This window comes from Allobosea sp. (assembly GCF_036675845.1).
GTDB lineage: Bacteria > Pseudomonadota > Alphaproteobacteria > Rhizobiales > Beijerinckiaceae > Allobosea.
The window spans coordinates 1-12,694 of sequence record NZ_JAKFED010000064.1; the positions used below are offsets into that span (position 1 = coordinate 1).

Below are 12,694 nucleotides of genomic sequence, written 5' to 3' on the forward strand. Positions count from 1 at the left end.
GCGGTCGCGGCCGCACCCGGCGTGCTCGGCATACTGACCGCCGCCGACATCCCCGGCCAGAACGACATTTCCTCGACGCACAAGCACGACGAGCCGGTCTTTGCGACGGAGAGGATCCTGCATCACGGCCAGCCGCTCTTCGCCGTGATCGCGACGACGCGCGAGCAGGCCCGCCACGCTGCGACGCTGGCGCAGGCGGATTATGAGGAGGCGCCTCCCCTGCTCGACGTCGCGACCGCGCGCGCTGCCGGCGGCGACCTCGTCACCCAGCCACTGAAGCTCGAACGCGGTGACGTGGCGACTGCGCTCGCGAGCAGCCCGCGCCGGCTGAAAGGCACGATGGCGATCGGCGGGCAGGACCATTTCTATCTCGAAGGCCAGATCGCCCTCGCCATTCCCGGCGAGGACCAGGACATGCTGGTCCTGTCCTCGACCCAGCATCCGAGCGAGGTCCAGCACATGGTCTCGGCCGTGCTCGGCATCGGCGCCCATGCGGTCACGGTCGAGGTCAGGCGCATGGGCGGCGGCTTCGGCGGCAAGGAGACGCAGGCCAATCTCTTCGCCTGCGTCGCGGCGCTTGCCGCCCGCAAGCTTGGCCGCCCGGTCAAGCTCCGGCCCGACCGTGACGACGACATGATGATCACAGGCAAGCGCCACGACTTCGTCGTCGACTACGAGATCGGCTTCGACGACGAGGGCAGAATCCGCGCTGTCGATGCCGCCTATGCCGCGCGCTGCGGTTGGAATGCCGATCTCTCCGGCCCGGTGACGGACAGGGCGTTGTTCCATATGGACAACTGCTATTTCTACCCGGCGGTGCGCGCCCGCTCCGAGCCCTTGCGCACCCATACGGTCTCCAACACCGCCTTCCGCGGTTTTGGCGGGCCGCAGGGCATGGTCGGGGCCGAGCGCTTCATCGAGGAGATCGCCTACGCCACCGGGCTCGACCCGCTCGAGGTCCGCAAGCGCAATCTCTATGGCGGCGAGGAGCGCGCGATCACGCCCTATCACCAGCCGGTCGAGGACATGATCGCCGGCGAGATCATCGACGAGCTGGAACGCGACTGCCACTACAGCGCCCGGCAGCAGGCGATCCGCGCGTTCAACCGCGAAAGCCCGGTGATCAAGCGCGGCATCGCGCTGACCCCGGTCAAGTTCGGCATCTCCTTCACCGCGACCTGGTACAATCAGGCCGGCGCGCTGGTGCATGTCTATACCGACGGCACGGTTGCGCTGAACCATGGCGGCACCGAGATGGGCCAGGGGCTCTACCAGAAGGTGGCGCAGGTCGCGGCCCAGGCCTTCGGGATCGGCCTCGGCCAGATCAGGATCACCGCGACGACGACCGGCAAGGTGCCCAACACCTCCGCGACGGCCGCCTCCTCCGGCTCGGACCTCAACGGCATGGCGGCGCTCGACGCCTGCGAGACGATCAAGGCGCGGCTTACCGCCTTCGCGGCCGAGCATTGGCAGGAGCAGCCCGACGCCATCGCCTTCCTGCCGGGCCGCGTCCGGATCGGTGCGCGCGAAATCGGCTTCGCCGAGTTGGCGAAGGCGGCCTATATGGCCCGCGTCCAGCTCTCTGCCACCGGTTTCTATGCGACGCCGAAGATCCATTGGGACCGCGAGGCCGGCAGAGGCCACCCGTTCTACTATTTCGCCTATGGCGCCGCCGCCGCCGAGGTCGCGGTCGACACGCTGACCGGCGAGTACAAGGTCGAACGCGTCGACATCCTGCACGATTGCGGCAACTCGTTGAACCCGGCGATCGACCGAGGCCAGATCGAGGGCGGCTTCGTCCAGGGCGTGGGCTGGCTGACCACCGAGGAACTGGTCTGGGACGATAAGGGCCGGCTCGCGACGCACGCGCCCTCGACCTACAAGATCCCCGTCGCCTCCGACCGGCCGCGGATCTTCAACGTCGCTTTGCTGGAGAACGCGCCCAATCGCGAGCATACGATCCACCGCTCCAAGGCGGTCGGCGAGCCGCCCTTGATGCTGGCGATCAGCGTGCTGCATGCGCTTTCGGACGCGGTCGCCAGCGTCGGCGATCATCGCATCTGCCCCCGTCTCGACGCGCCGGCGACGCCGGAGCGCGTACTGGACGCGGTCGAGCGCGTGCGGGCGCAGGCGGCGGGCCGGGAGGCACTGTCATGAGCCCCGCCGAATTCCTCGCCGTCACTCTCGGCGACGGCGCCATCCTGGTCCGGATCGCGCGGGCGCAGGGCTCGACGCCGCGCGAGACCGGCGTGGCGATGATCGTCGGCGCCACCGGGACCGCCGGCACGATCGGCGGCGGCCAGCTCGAATTTCACTGCATCGATCTCGCCCGAGAGATGCTGGCCAGCGGCGAGCCGGCGCGCCGCGTCGAGATTCCGCTCGGCCCGCAAATGGGCCAGTGCTGCGGCGGGCGCGTGCAGGTCGCTCTCGCGCGCGCCACGCCGCCCGATCTCGCGGCTTTGCGCGCCAGCGAAGCGAAGGCGAGCGCCGCCCGGCCGCAGGTCCTGATCTTCGGCGCCGGCCATACCGGCCGGGCGCTGGCCCGCTGCCTGTCGCTTCTGCCGCTCGCGGTGACGCTCGTCGACGACCGGCCGGGCCAGTTCGAGGGGCTGCCGGAGAACCTCGCCTGCCTCGAGCTCGACGATCCCGAACAGGCGCTGGCGGCGGCGGCGCCTGACTCCGCCTTCGTCGTCCTGACCCACAGCCATGCCCTCGACTACCGGCTGGTGGAGACGGCGCTGCTGCGCGGCGATGCGGCCTATGTCGGCATGATCGGCTCGGGCACCAAGCGCGCGCGGTTCGAGGCCAGCTTTCGCCGCCGGCACCCGGCGAGCACCGCGCTTGAAGGGCTGACCTGCCCGATCGGTGGATCGGATGTGCATGACAAGCGTCCGGAGGTGATCGCGGCCTTGACGGCAGCCGAGCTGGTGCGTTGCTTGCTTGGCAGGAAGGCGGCCTTCGCGAGGAAGGGCGCCGCAGCGCCAGACGGAGACCGGGGCGACCATGACGCAGCCGCCTGAACAGACGGCCCCCTTACGTCTGGCGCTCGCCCATGTCTCGAAGAGCTTTCCGGGCGTGAAGGCCAATCAGGACATCAGCTTCGGCGTGCGGCCGGGCGAGATCCATGCGCTGCTCGGCGAGAACGGCGCCGGCAAGTCGACCCTGGTCAAGATCATCTATGGCGTGCAGCGCGCCGACGAGGGCGAGATCAGCTGGGATGGCAGCCCCGTCGAAATCCCCTCGCCCAAGGCGGCGCGCCGGCTCGGCATCGGCATGGTCTTCCAGCATTTCTCGCTGTTCGACGCGATGACGGTGCTGGAAAACATCGCGCTCGGGCTCGACGAGAAGGTCCCGGCGGAGGAGCTGAAGCAGCGGATCAGGGCGATCCTCGACAGCTATTCGCTGCCGCTCGACCCCGACCGCGAAGTACACACGCTCTCGGTCGGCGAGCGCCAGCGGATCGAGATCGTGCGCTGCCTGCTGCAGAAGCCGAAGCTGCTGATCATGGACGAGCCGACCTCGGTGCTGACGCCGCAGGAGGTCGAGCGGCTGTTCGACACGCTGCGCCGGATCGCGGCACAGGGCTGCTCGATCCTCTACATCAGCCACAAGCTGCACGAGATCAAAGCCCTGTGCGAGGCCGCGACCATCCTGCGTGGCGGGCGCGTCGTGGCGACCTGCGACCCGCGCCGCGAGACGACGCGGCGCATGGCCGAGCTGATGATCGGCTCCGAGCTCAAGAACATCGAGCGCCCGGCGCCGTCCGGCGAGGCGCGCCGTCCGCGCCTCGCGGTCGACCGGCTCGACATGCCGGGCGAGCCGCCCTTCGGCACCCGCCTGAAGCGCATCAGCTTCACCGCCCATGCCGGCGAGATCCTCGGCATCGCCGGGGTCGCCGGTAACGGCCAGGCCGAGCTGCTGATGGCGTTGTCGGGCGAGCGCCGCGCCGCTTCGGACGCCGCCATCAAGCTCGACGGCCGGCCGATCGGCCATGCCGATGCCGGCGCCCGGCGCGCGGCCGGCCTCGCCTGCGTGCCCGAAGAGCGCAACGGCCATGCCGCCGTGCCGGAGTTCTCGCTCGCCGAGAATGTCGTGCTGACCGCGCGCCATCGCCTGCCGCTGGCGCCGTCCGGCCTGATCCGGCAAGGCGCGGTCGACGCCTATGCAAGCGCGGTGATCCAGCGCTTCGACGTGCGCACCAGCGGGCCGGCGGCGCTGGCCGGGGCGCTCTCCGGCGGCAACCTGCAGAAGTTCATCATGGGCCGCGAGATCGGCCAGCAGCCCGAGGTCCTGGTCGTGGAACAGCCGACCTGGGGCGTCGATGCCGGCGCCGCGGCCGCGATCCGGCAGGCGCTGGTCGACCTGGCGGCGCAAGGCTCGGCGATCGTGGTGATCTCGCAGGATCTCGACGAGCTGCTCGAACTGGCCGACCGGCTCTGCGTCATCAATGACGGCCAGTTGTCGGAAGCACGGCCGGTCGCCGGGCTGAAGCTGGAGGAGATCGGCCTGCTGATGGGCGGCGTCCACGGCGAGGCCGCCGCAGCGGACCACGCCCATGCTTGAATGGCGCCCCAGGAGCGAACCGAGCCGGGCGATGCTCTATCTGAGCCCGCTGATCGCCATTGCGCTCACCATGGCGACCGGCATGATCGTCTTCGGCGCGATCGGCTATGACGGCGTGCGGGCGGTGCAGGCGATCTTCGTCACGCCGCTGATCGAGCCGCAGCGCTGGCCCGATCTCGGCGTCAAGGCGGCGCCGCTGGTGATGATCGCGCTCGGCCTCGCCATCGGCTTCCGCGCCAATGTCTGGAACATCGGCGCCGAGGGGCAATATGTGATGGGTGCCATCGCCGGCACCGGCGTGGCGCTGCTCACCCATGACATGACCGGCTGGTGGATCCTGCCCGCCATGGCGCTCGCCGGCATCCTCGGGGGCGCCGCCTGGGCGGCGATCCCCGCCTTCCTCAAGGTCCGGCTGCAGGTCAGCGAGATCCTGACCAGCCTGATGCTGAGCTATGTCGCGATCCAGTTCCTCTACTACCTCGTGCGCGGCCCCTGGAAGGATCCGGAAGGCTTCAACTTCCCGCAGACCAGGATGTTCAGCGCCGATCAGACACTGCCGGCGATGGCCGAGGGCTCGCTCGTCCATCTCGGCATCCCCGTCGCGCTGCTGCTGGCGCTCGCCGCCTGGTTCGTGCTGGGCAAGACCGTCGCCGGCTACGCCGTCAGGGTGGTCGGGCGCGCGCCGGCCGCCGCCCGTCATGGCGGCTTCGACGCCGACCGCGTCACCTGGGCGGCGCTGCTCGCGGGCGGCGGGCTCGCCGGGCTCGCCGGCCTGTTCGAGGCGGCAGGCCCGTTCGGCCAGCTCACCCCGCAATTCCCGGTCGGCTACGGCTTCACCGCGATCATCGTCGCCTTTCTCGGTCGCCTCTCGCCGGTCGGCATCGTCTTCGGCGGGCTGGTGCTGGCGGTCACCTATGTCGGCGGCGAGATCGCGCAGAGCACGGTCAGGCTGCCGCAGGCGGCGACCGGCATGTTCCAGGCGATGCTGCTGTTCTTCCTGCTCGCAACCGATGTGCTGGTACGCTGGCGGCTCGTCCTCCGCCGTGGCCCGGCGAAGGCCGCGCCATGACCAGCGTCATCCTCGTCTCGATCTTCATGACGCTGGCGGCGGCGGCGACGCCGATCCTGCTGGCGGGGCTGGGCGAACTCGTCACCGAGAAGGCCGGCGTGCTCAATCTCGGCGTCGAAGGCATGATGCTGTGCGGCGCGGTCACCGGTTTCGCGGTCGCCTATGGCAGCGGCAGCGTCACGCTCGGGCTCGTTGCGGCGGCGCTGGCCGGGCTCCTCGCCGCGATGATCTTCGCCCTGCTGACGCTCGGCCTCGGCGCCAACCAGGTCGCGACGGGCCTCGCCCTGACGATCTTCGGCGTCGGCGTCTCCTCGCTGTTCGGCGCCGGCTTCGTCGGCCGCACCATCCATCGGCTCGGGCCGATCTTTCCGGCAGATTTCGCGACGCATCCCTGGCTGCGCCTCGTCTTCGGCCATGATGCGCTGATCTATCTCTCGCTGCTGCTGGTGCTTGGCGTCAGCCTGTTCCTGCGCCGCACGCGGGCCGGCCTGATCCTGCGCGCGGTCGGCGAGAACGCCGATTCCGCCCATGCGATCGGCTATCGCGTGCTCGCCATCCGCACCGCGGCAACCGCCTTCGGCGGCGCGCTGGCGGGCCTGGGCGGCGCCTATTTCTCGCTGGCGCTGACGCCGATGTGGGCCGACCGGCTGACCGCCGGGCGCGGCTGGATCGCGCTTGCGCTCGTCGTCTTCGCCGCCTGGCGGCCGGGGCGGCTGCTGCTCGGCGCCTATCTCTTCGGCGCGGTCGCGACCTTCGAATTGCAGGCCAAGGCGGCGGGCGTCAACTGGATCGCGCCGGAGGTGCTGGCGATGACCCCCTACCTTGCGACGATTGTGGTTCTGACGATGATGTCGCTAGGAAAGAGGACCGGCGGGCGCAACGCGCCTTCCTGCCTTGGCAAGCCCTTCCCGGCGTCCTGAGCGACGCCGCAAGCAAATAACGGGGAGCATACACATGTCGACCATCATCACCCGCAGGACGCTGCTCGCCGGCGCGGCCGCAACCTCGGCGCTGCCGCTCCTCGGCGGAGCGCAAGCGCAGGCGCCGCTCGGCATCGGCTTCATCTATGTCGGCCCGATCGGCGACCATGGCTGGACCTGGACCCATGACCAGGGCCGGTTGGCGCTCGAGAAGGAATACGGCGCCAAGATCAAGACCAGCTTCATCGAGAACGTCGCCGAGGGGCCGGACGCGGCGCGCGCCATCCGCCAGCTCGCCCAGGCCGGCAACCAGCTCATCTTCACCACCTCGTTCGGCTTCATGAACCCGACGATCCAGGTCGCGAAGCAGTTCCCGAAGATCAAGTTCGAGCACGCCACCGGCTATCAGCGCGCCGATAACGTCGCGACCTATAATGCCCGCTTCTATGAAGGGCGCGCCGTGATCGGCGCCATCGCCGGGCATATGTCGAAATCGGGCCAGGCCGGCTATGTCGCCTCCTTCCCGATCCCCGAGGTGGTGATGGGCATCAACGCCTTCCATCTGGCGGCGAAGAAGGTGAACCCCAATTTCAAGACCAAGGTGATCTGGGCCTCGACCTGGTACGACCCGGCCAAGGAAGCCGACGCCGCCAAGGCGCTGATCGACCAGGGCGCCGACATGATCACCCAGCACACCGATTCCGCCGCCCCGCTGCAGGCGGCCGAGCAGCGCGGCGTCTTCGCCTTCGGCCAGGCCTCCGACATGAGCGCCTTCGCGCCGAAAGCCCACCTCACCGCGATCGTCGACGACTGGTCGGGCTACTACATCAAGCGTGTCAAGGAGGTCATGGACGGGAGCTGGAAGACTGGCGATATCTGGGGCGGCCTCAAGGAGGGCATGGTCAAGATGGCGCCCTACAACGCTGCGGTGACGCCGGCCGCACGCGCCGCCGCCGACGAGCTCCAGAAGGGCATCATCGCCGGAACGCTCCACCCCTTCACCGGCGAGCTCAAGGACCAGAAGGGCGTGGTCCGGCTCAAGGCCGGCGAGACGGCGAGCGACGAGATGCTGTCCAAGATGGACTGGTATGTCGACGGCGTGCAGGCGTAAGGCGGCGCCCCCAACTGGCCGTTCGCGTCATGCTCGGACCTGACCCGAGCATCTCCTGACAGAGATTCTCGGGTCTGCGCTTCGCTTCGCCCGAGAATGACGCAAGCGGTCCGCGCTCGAAAATTCCCTGCCCCGCACCCCTTGCAGATATTTTAAGCTTGAAACAATATGGCCGTGACGCTGCGCGGGCCGGGATGGGGATCCCTTCCGCAGACGGCTTCCAAAAGGTCCCGGGAGGACATCCGACATGACACTGAAGTTCGCCACGACATTGAAATCGACCTTGTCGCTCAGCGCCGGCATCGTCGCGCTCAGCCTCTCCGGCGCCCAGGCGCAGGAGCCGCTGAAGATCGGCGTCGTCGCCGTGCTGACCGGGCCGGCGGCAGCGCTCGGCCAGCAGGTCCGCGACGGCTTCCAGCTCGCGGTCGACAAGAACGGCGGCAAGCTCGGCGGCGTACCGGTGCAGATCACGGTGATCGACGACGAGCTGAAGCCCGATGTCGCGGTCGGCAAGGTCCGCAGCTTCGTCGAGGGCGGCAAGGTCGACTTCGTCGTCGGCCCGGTGTTCTCGAACATCCTCGGCGCCATCGCCAAGCCGGTGCTCGACAGCGGCGCCTTCCTGATCAGCCCCAATGCCGGCCCCTCGACGCTCGCCGGCAAGGGCTGTCACCAGAACTTCTTCGTGACCTCCTACCAGAACGACCAGGTCCACGAGGTGCTCGGCAAGTACGCGCAGGACCAAGGCTACAAGAAGGCCTACATCATCGCGCCGAACTATCAGGCGGGTAAGGACTCGCTCGCCGGCTTCAAGAACCACTTCAAGGGCGAGGTCATCGACGAGGTCTATGTCCCGCTGTCCTCGCTCGACTTCTCGGCCGAGCTCGCCAAGATCGCCTCGGCCAAGCCCGACGTCGTCTTCGCCTTCCTGCCCGGCGGGCTGGGCGTCAACTTCGTCAAGCAGTGGTCGCAGGCCGGCCTGCAGGGCAAGATTCCCTTCCTCTCCGCCTTCACGGTCGATGAATCGACCCTGCCGGCGCAGCAGGACGCGGCGGTCGGCCTGTTCGGCGGCATGACCTGGGCGCCGAACATGGACAATCCGCAGAGCAAGAAGTTCGTCGCGGACTATGAGGCGGCCTTCAAGATCGTGCCCGGCTCCTATGCCATGCAGGCCTATGACGCCGCGCTGCTGATCGACTCGGCGGTCAAGGCCGCCGGCGGCACCGGCGACAAGGACAAGCTGCGCGCCGCCATCAAGAAGGCGGACTTCACCTCGCTGCGCGGCAAGTTCAAGTTCAACACCAATGGCTACCCGATCCAGGACTTCTACCTGGTCAAGGTCGCCAAGCGGCCGGACGGCAAGTTCCAGACCGAGATCGCCCAGAAGGTGTTCACGGACTATGCCGACCCGCACGCCAAGGATTGCGCGCTGAAGTGACGCGAAGCGTCATCCCCGGGCGAAGCGCAGCTTCGACCCGGGGATCTCCTGCAAGAGATGCTCGGGTCAAGCCCGAGCATGACGGGGCGACTTTGCCATGACCACCGGCCTCCTCATCGTCCAGATCCTGAACGGGCTCCAATTCGGTATCCTGCTGTTCCTGGTGGCGGCGGGGCTGACACTGGTCTTCGGGGTGATGGACTTCATCAACCTGGCGCATGGCGTGCAGTACATGCTCGGCGCCTATCTGGCGGTGACCTTCGTCTCGCTCACCGGCAGCTTCGTGCTCGGGCTTGTGCTCGCGCTGGCGGCGGCGCTGGCGTTCGGGCTGGCGCTCGAATTCCTGGTCTTCCGCCATCTCTACGAACGCGACCATCTCGACCAGGTGCTGGCGACCTTCGGGCTGATCCTGCTGCTCAATCAGGGCGTCAAGATCATCTGGGGGGCCGCGCCGCTCTCCGTGCCGCTGCCCGAATTCCTCTCCGGCAATGTCCCGCTGCTGGACGGCATCCTCTACCCGACCTATCGCTTCGCGCTGATCGGCGCCGGCCTCGGCGTCGCTTTGCTGCTCTGGTTCGTCGTCGACCGCACCCGCACCGGCATGCTGCTGCGCGCCGGCGCCTCGAACGCGCCGATGGTCTCGGCGCTCGGCGTCGACATCCGCAAGCTGTTCATGATCGTCTTCGCCTTCGGCACCATGCTGGCGGGCTTCGCCGGGGCGATGGCGGCGCCGATCCTCTCGGTCGAGCCCGGCATGGGCGACACCGTGCTGATCCTCGCCTTCGTCGTCATCGTCATCGGCGGCATCGGCTCGATCCGCGGCGCCTTCGTCGCGGCCCTGATCGTCGGCCTGGTCGACACGCTCGGCCGCTCCTTCATGAACGACCTGCTGCGCCTGTTCATGAGCGCCCCTTCCGCCCGCGCCACCGGCGCCGCCCTGTCCTCGATGCTGATCTACCTTCTGATGGCGGTGGTGCTCTTCGTCCGGCCGGAGGGGCTGCTGCCCTCCCGGGGCCGGACATGAGCGCGGCACCGGCGCTGGCCGAGACGGCGGCAAGCCCGGCCCCGCGCCGGCGCGGCAGGCTGCTGCTGCCCGTGCTGCTCTTCGCGGCGCTGGCGCTGGCACCGTTCGCGGCCGATCTCGGCATGCCGGCCGCCTGGCTGCGCCTGCTGACCCGGGCGATGATCTTCGCCATCGCGGCGCTCTCGCTCGACCTGATCCTCGGCGTCGGCGGGCTGGTTTCCTTCGGCCATGCCGCCTTCCTCGGCATCGGCACCTATGTCACCGGCATCATGATCACCGAGGGCCATGGCGACGCACTGGTGATCCTGCCGGTGCTGCTCGGCCTGTGCGCCCTCTTCGCCGCCGTCACCGGGGCGGTCTGCCTGCGCACAAGCGGCGTCACCTTCATCATGATCACGCTGGCCTTCGGCCAGATGGTCTATTTCCTGGCCCAGGCGCTCTCGGCCTATGGCGGCGATGACGGGCTGACGCTCTACAGCAAGAGCACCGTTGCCGGCTTCGACCTGTTTTCGAGCCGCAGCGGCCTCTTCTACTGCGTGCTCGCCGCGCTCATCGGCTGCTACGTCCTGGTCCGCATCCTGGTCGCCTCGCGCTTCGGGCGCGCCTTGCGCGCGGCGCGCGAAAACCCAGTCCGGGTGTCGGTCACCGGCTTCGACGTCACCCGCATCCGCCTCGTCGCCTATGTGATCAGCGGGATGATCGCCGGACTGTCCGGCTTCTTCCTCGCCAATCACACCGATTTCGTCAGCCCGGCCTTCATGTCCTGGCAGCGCTCGGGCGAGCTGATCTTCATGGCCGTGCTCGGCGGCGTCGGCTCGCTGCACGGTGCGATCATCGGCGCCATCGCCTATCTCATCGCCGAGGACGCGCTGTCGCACCTGACCGAGCACTGGCGGGTGATCTTCGGGCCGCTGATCGTGCTCTTCGTGCTGTTCACCCGCGGCGGCATCGTCGGCATGCTGCGCCGGCTCGGCGGAGACCGCGAGGCATGAGCGAACCGGTGCTCGCCCTGCAATCCGTGCGCAAATCCTTCGGCGCGCTCAAGGTGACGGACGATGTCAGCCTGAGCCTCGCACCGGGCGAGCTGCATGCGCTGATCGGGCCCAACGGCGCCGGCAAGACGACGCTCGTCCACCAGATCTCCGGCATGCTGACGCCCGACAGCGGCGCCATCCGCTTCCGCGGCCAGGACATCACGGCGCTGACGCCGGAGAAGCGGGCTCGCCGTGGTCTCGCCCGCACCTTCCAGATCACCTCGACCATCGCCTCGCTGACGGTGCTGGAGAACGTCGCGCTCGGCGTTCAGGCCAAGGCGGCGCACCCGCTCTCGCTGTTCCGCAATGCGGCGCGCGACGAGCGGCTGAACCGCCCTGCCCGCGCGGCGCTGGAGGCCGTCGGGCTCATCGACCGCGCGCAGGTCCTGGCCGGGCGGCTCTCGCATGGCGAAAAGCGGGCGCTGGAACTTGCCATGGCGCTGGCGCTGGAGCCGGCCGCGATCCTGCTCGACGAGCCGCTCGCCGGCGTCGGCCGCGAGGAGGGCGAGCGGCTGATCGAGCTGCTCGCCAGCCTGAAGGGGCGCTACGCCATGCTGCTGGTCGAGCACGACATGGCGGCAGTCTTCGCGCTGGCCGACACGGTCAGCGTGCTGGTCTATGGCCGGGTCATCGCCTCCGGCGCGCCGGCCGCGGTGCGGGCGGATGCCGCCGTGCGCGAAGCCTATCTCGGCGAGGAGGGCTGAACCGTGCTGACGGTCGAGGGGCTCGATGCCGGCTATGGCGAGGCGCAGATCCTGTTCGGCGTCGATCTTGCCGTCGGCGCCGGCGAGGTGGTGACGCTGCTCGGCCGCAACGGCATGGGCAAGACCACGACGATCCGCGCCATCATGGGCCTGATCAAGCCCTGGGCCGGGCGGGTCAGCCTCAATGACATCGACCTGACCGGCAGCGCGCCTTTCCGCCTCGCCCAGGCCGGCATCGGGCTGGTGCCCGAAGGCCGCCAGATCTTCCCGACGCTCTCCGTCGAGGAGAACCTGATCGCGACGGCCGCCAGCCGCTTCGGCAAGCCGCGCTGGACGCTGGAGCGGCTCTACGCCTTCCTGCCGCGGCTGAAGGAGCGGCGCGGCAATCGCGGCAACCAGCTTTCCGGCGGCGAGCAGCAGATGCTGGCGATCGGCCGGGCACTGATGACCAATCCGAAGCTCGTCATCCTCGACGAGGCGACGGAGGGGCTGGCCCCGATCATCCGCCAGGAGATCTGGTCCTGCCTCGCGGCGCTGAAGGCCGAAGGCGAGTCGATCCTGGTGATCGACAAGAATGTCGACGCGCTGGCGCGGATCGCCGACCGGCATATCGTGCTGGAGAAAGGCCGCGTCGTCTGGCGCGGCTCGAGCGAGGAGTTGCGCAGCGATAGCGCGGTCAAGGACCGCTTCTTGAATCTTTGAGAACCGCCTGCCGTCATTGCAAGGAGGCGAAGCCGACGAAGCAATCCGGGGAATGTCGAGCGAGACCTTCCGGATTGCTTCGCTTCGCTCGCAATGACGGGATACTCATCCGGAGCCGACGATGGAGAACCG

General features: G+C 68.8%; 11 protein-coding genes. All 11 read left to right on the forward strand.

The window, feature by feature from the left end; all coding sequences use genetic code 11:
- A partial coding sequence (gene xdhB / locus V6M56_RS07770; protein WP_332682616.1) for a xanthine dehydrogenase molybdopterin binding subunit occupies window positions 1-2,157 on the forward strand: 2,157 nt, incomplete at its 5' end.
- On the forward strand, window positions 2,154-3,020 hold the full coding sequence (gene xdhC, locus V6M56_RS07775; RefSeq protein ID WP_332682618.1) for a xanthine dehydrogenase accessory protein XdhC: 867 nt from the start codon (window positions 2,154-2,156) through the stop codon (window positions 3,018-3,020). The genes xdhB and xdhC, both read left to right, overlap by 4 nt.
- Window positions 3,004-4,563 (forward strand): ABC transporter ATP-binding protein, encoded by a 1,560-nt coding sequence (locus V6M56_RS07780; RefSeq protein WP_332682620.1) that lies wholly within the window; start codon window positions 3,004-3,006, stop codon window positions 4,561-4,563. The genes xdhC and V6M56_RS07780 overlap by 17 nt, the downstream gene beginning before the upstream one ends.
- A gap of 31 nt (window positions 4,564-4,594) precedes the next feature.
- The gene (locus V6M56_RS07785; RefSeq protein WP_332682621.1) at window positions 4,595-5,632 is read left to right on the forward strand and encodes an ABC transporter permease; all 1,038 of its coding nucleotides are present in this window, start codon (window positions 4,595-4,597) and stop codon (window positions 5,630-5,632) included.
- Complete coding sequence (locus V6M56_RS07790; protein ID WP_332682623.1) at window positions 5,629-6,552, forward strand: ABC transporter permease; 924 nt, start codon at window positions 5,629-5,631, stop codon at window positions 6,550-6,552. The genes V6M56_RS07785 and V6M56_RS07790 overlap by 4 nt, the downstream gene beginning before the upstream one ends.
- Before the next feature lie 34 nt (window positions 6,553-6,586).
- Window positions 6,587-7,663 (forward strand): BMP family ABC transporter substrate-binding protein, encoded by a 1,077-nt coding sequence (locus V6M56_RS07795; RefSeq protein WP_332682624.1) that lies wholly within the window; start codon window positions 6,587-6,589, stop codon window positions 7,661-7,663.
- 247 nt (window positions 7,664-7,910) lie between these two features.
- The gene (locus V6M56_RS07800) at window positions 7,911-9,098 is read left to right on the forward strand and encodes an ABC transporter substrate-binding protein (RefSeq protein ID WP_442881106.1); all 1,188 of its coding nucleotides are present in this window, start codon (window positions 7,911-7,913) and stop codon (window positions 9,096-9,098) included.
- 97 nt (window positions 9,099-9,195) lie between these two features.
- Entirely contained in the window at window positions 9,196-10,122 is a 927-nt protein-coding gene (locus V6M56_RS07805) for a branched-chain amino acid ABC transporter permease (RefSeq protein ID WP_332682625.1), read from the forward strand.
- Entirely contained in the window at window positions 10,119-11,114 is a 996-nt protein-coding gene (locus V6M56_RS07810) for a branched-chain amino acid ABC transporter permease (RefSeq protein WP_332682626.1), read from the forward strand. Before V6M56_RS07805 ends, V6M56_RS07810 begins: the two co-directional genes overlap by 4 nt.
- Window positions 11,111-11,860 (forward strand): ABC transporter ATP-binding protein, encoded by a 750-nt coding sequence (locus V6M56_RS07815; protein WP_332682627.1) that lies wholly within the window; start codon window positions 11,111-11,113, stop codon window positions 11,858-11,860. The genes V6M56_RS07810 and V6M56_RS07815 overlap by 4 nt, the downstream gene beginning before the upstream one ends.
- A gap of 3 nt (window positions 11,861-11,863) precedes the next feature.
- Window positions 11,864-12,562, forward strand: a complete 699-nt coding sequence (locus tag V6M56_RS07820) for an ABC transporter ATP-binding protein (protein WP_332682629.1) — start codon at window positions 11,864-11,866, stop codon at window positions 12,560-12,562.
- Window positions 12,563-12,694 lie beyond the last annotated feature (132 nt).

What these genes read in the sequence shown, in the direction of transcription:
- xdhC (WP_332682618.1), top strand. Translation starts at nt 2,154, where the DNA reads ATGAGCCCCGCCGAATTCCTCGCCGTCACTCTCGGCGACGGCGCCATC.
- V6M56_RS07780 (WP_332682620.1), top strand. Translation starts at nt 3,004, where the DNA reads ATGACGCAGCCGCCTGAACAGACGGCCCCCTTACGTCTGGCGCTCGCC.
- V6M56_RS07785 (WP_332682621.1), top strand. Translation starts at nt 4,595, where the DNA reads ATGCTCTATCTGAGCCCGCTGATCGCCATTGCGCTCACCATGGCGACC.
- V6M56_RS07790 (WP_332682623.1), top strand. Translation starts at nt 5,629, where the DNA reads ATGACCAGCGTCATCCTCGTCTCGATCTTCATGACGCTGGCGGCGGCG.
- V6M56_RS07795 (WP_332682624.1), top strand. Translation starts at nt 6,587, where the DNA reads ATGTCGACCATCATCACCCGCAGGACGCTGCTCGCCGGCGCGGCCGCA.
- V6M56_RS07800 (WP_442881106.1), top strand. Translation starts at nt 7,911, where the DNA reads ATGACACTGAAGTTCGCCACGACATTGAAATCGACCTTGTCGCTCAGC.
- V6M56_RS07805 (WP_332682625.1), top strand. Translation starts at nt 9,196, where the DNA reads ATGACCACCGGCCTCCTCATCGTCCAGATCCTGAACGGGCTCCAATTC.
- V6M56_RS07810 (WP_332682626.1), top strand. Translation starts at nt 10,119, where the DNA reads ATGAGCGCGGCACCGGCGCTGGCCGAGACGGCGGCAAGCCCGGCCCCG.
- V6M56_RS07815 (WP_332682627.1), top strand. Translation starts at nt 11,111, where the DNA reads ATGAGCGAACCGGTGCTCGCCCTGCAATCCGTGCGCAAATCCTTCGGC.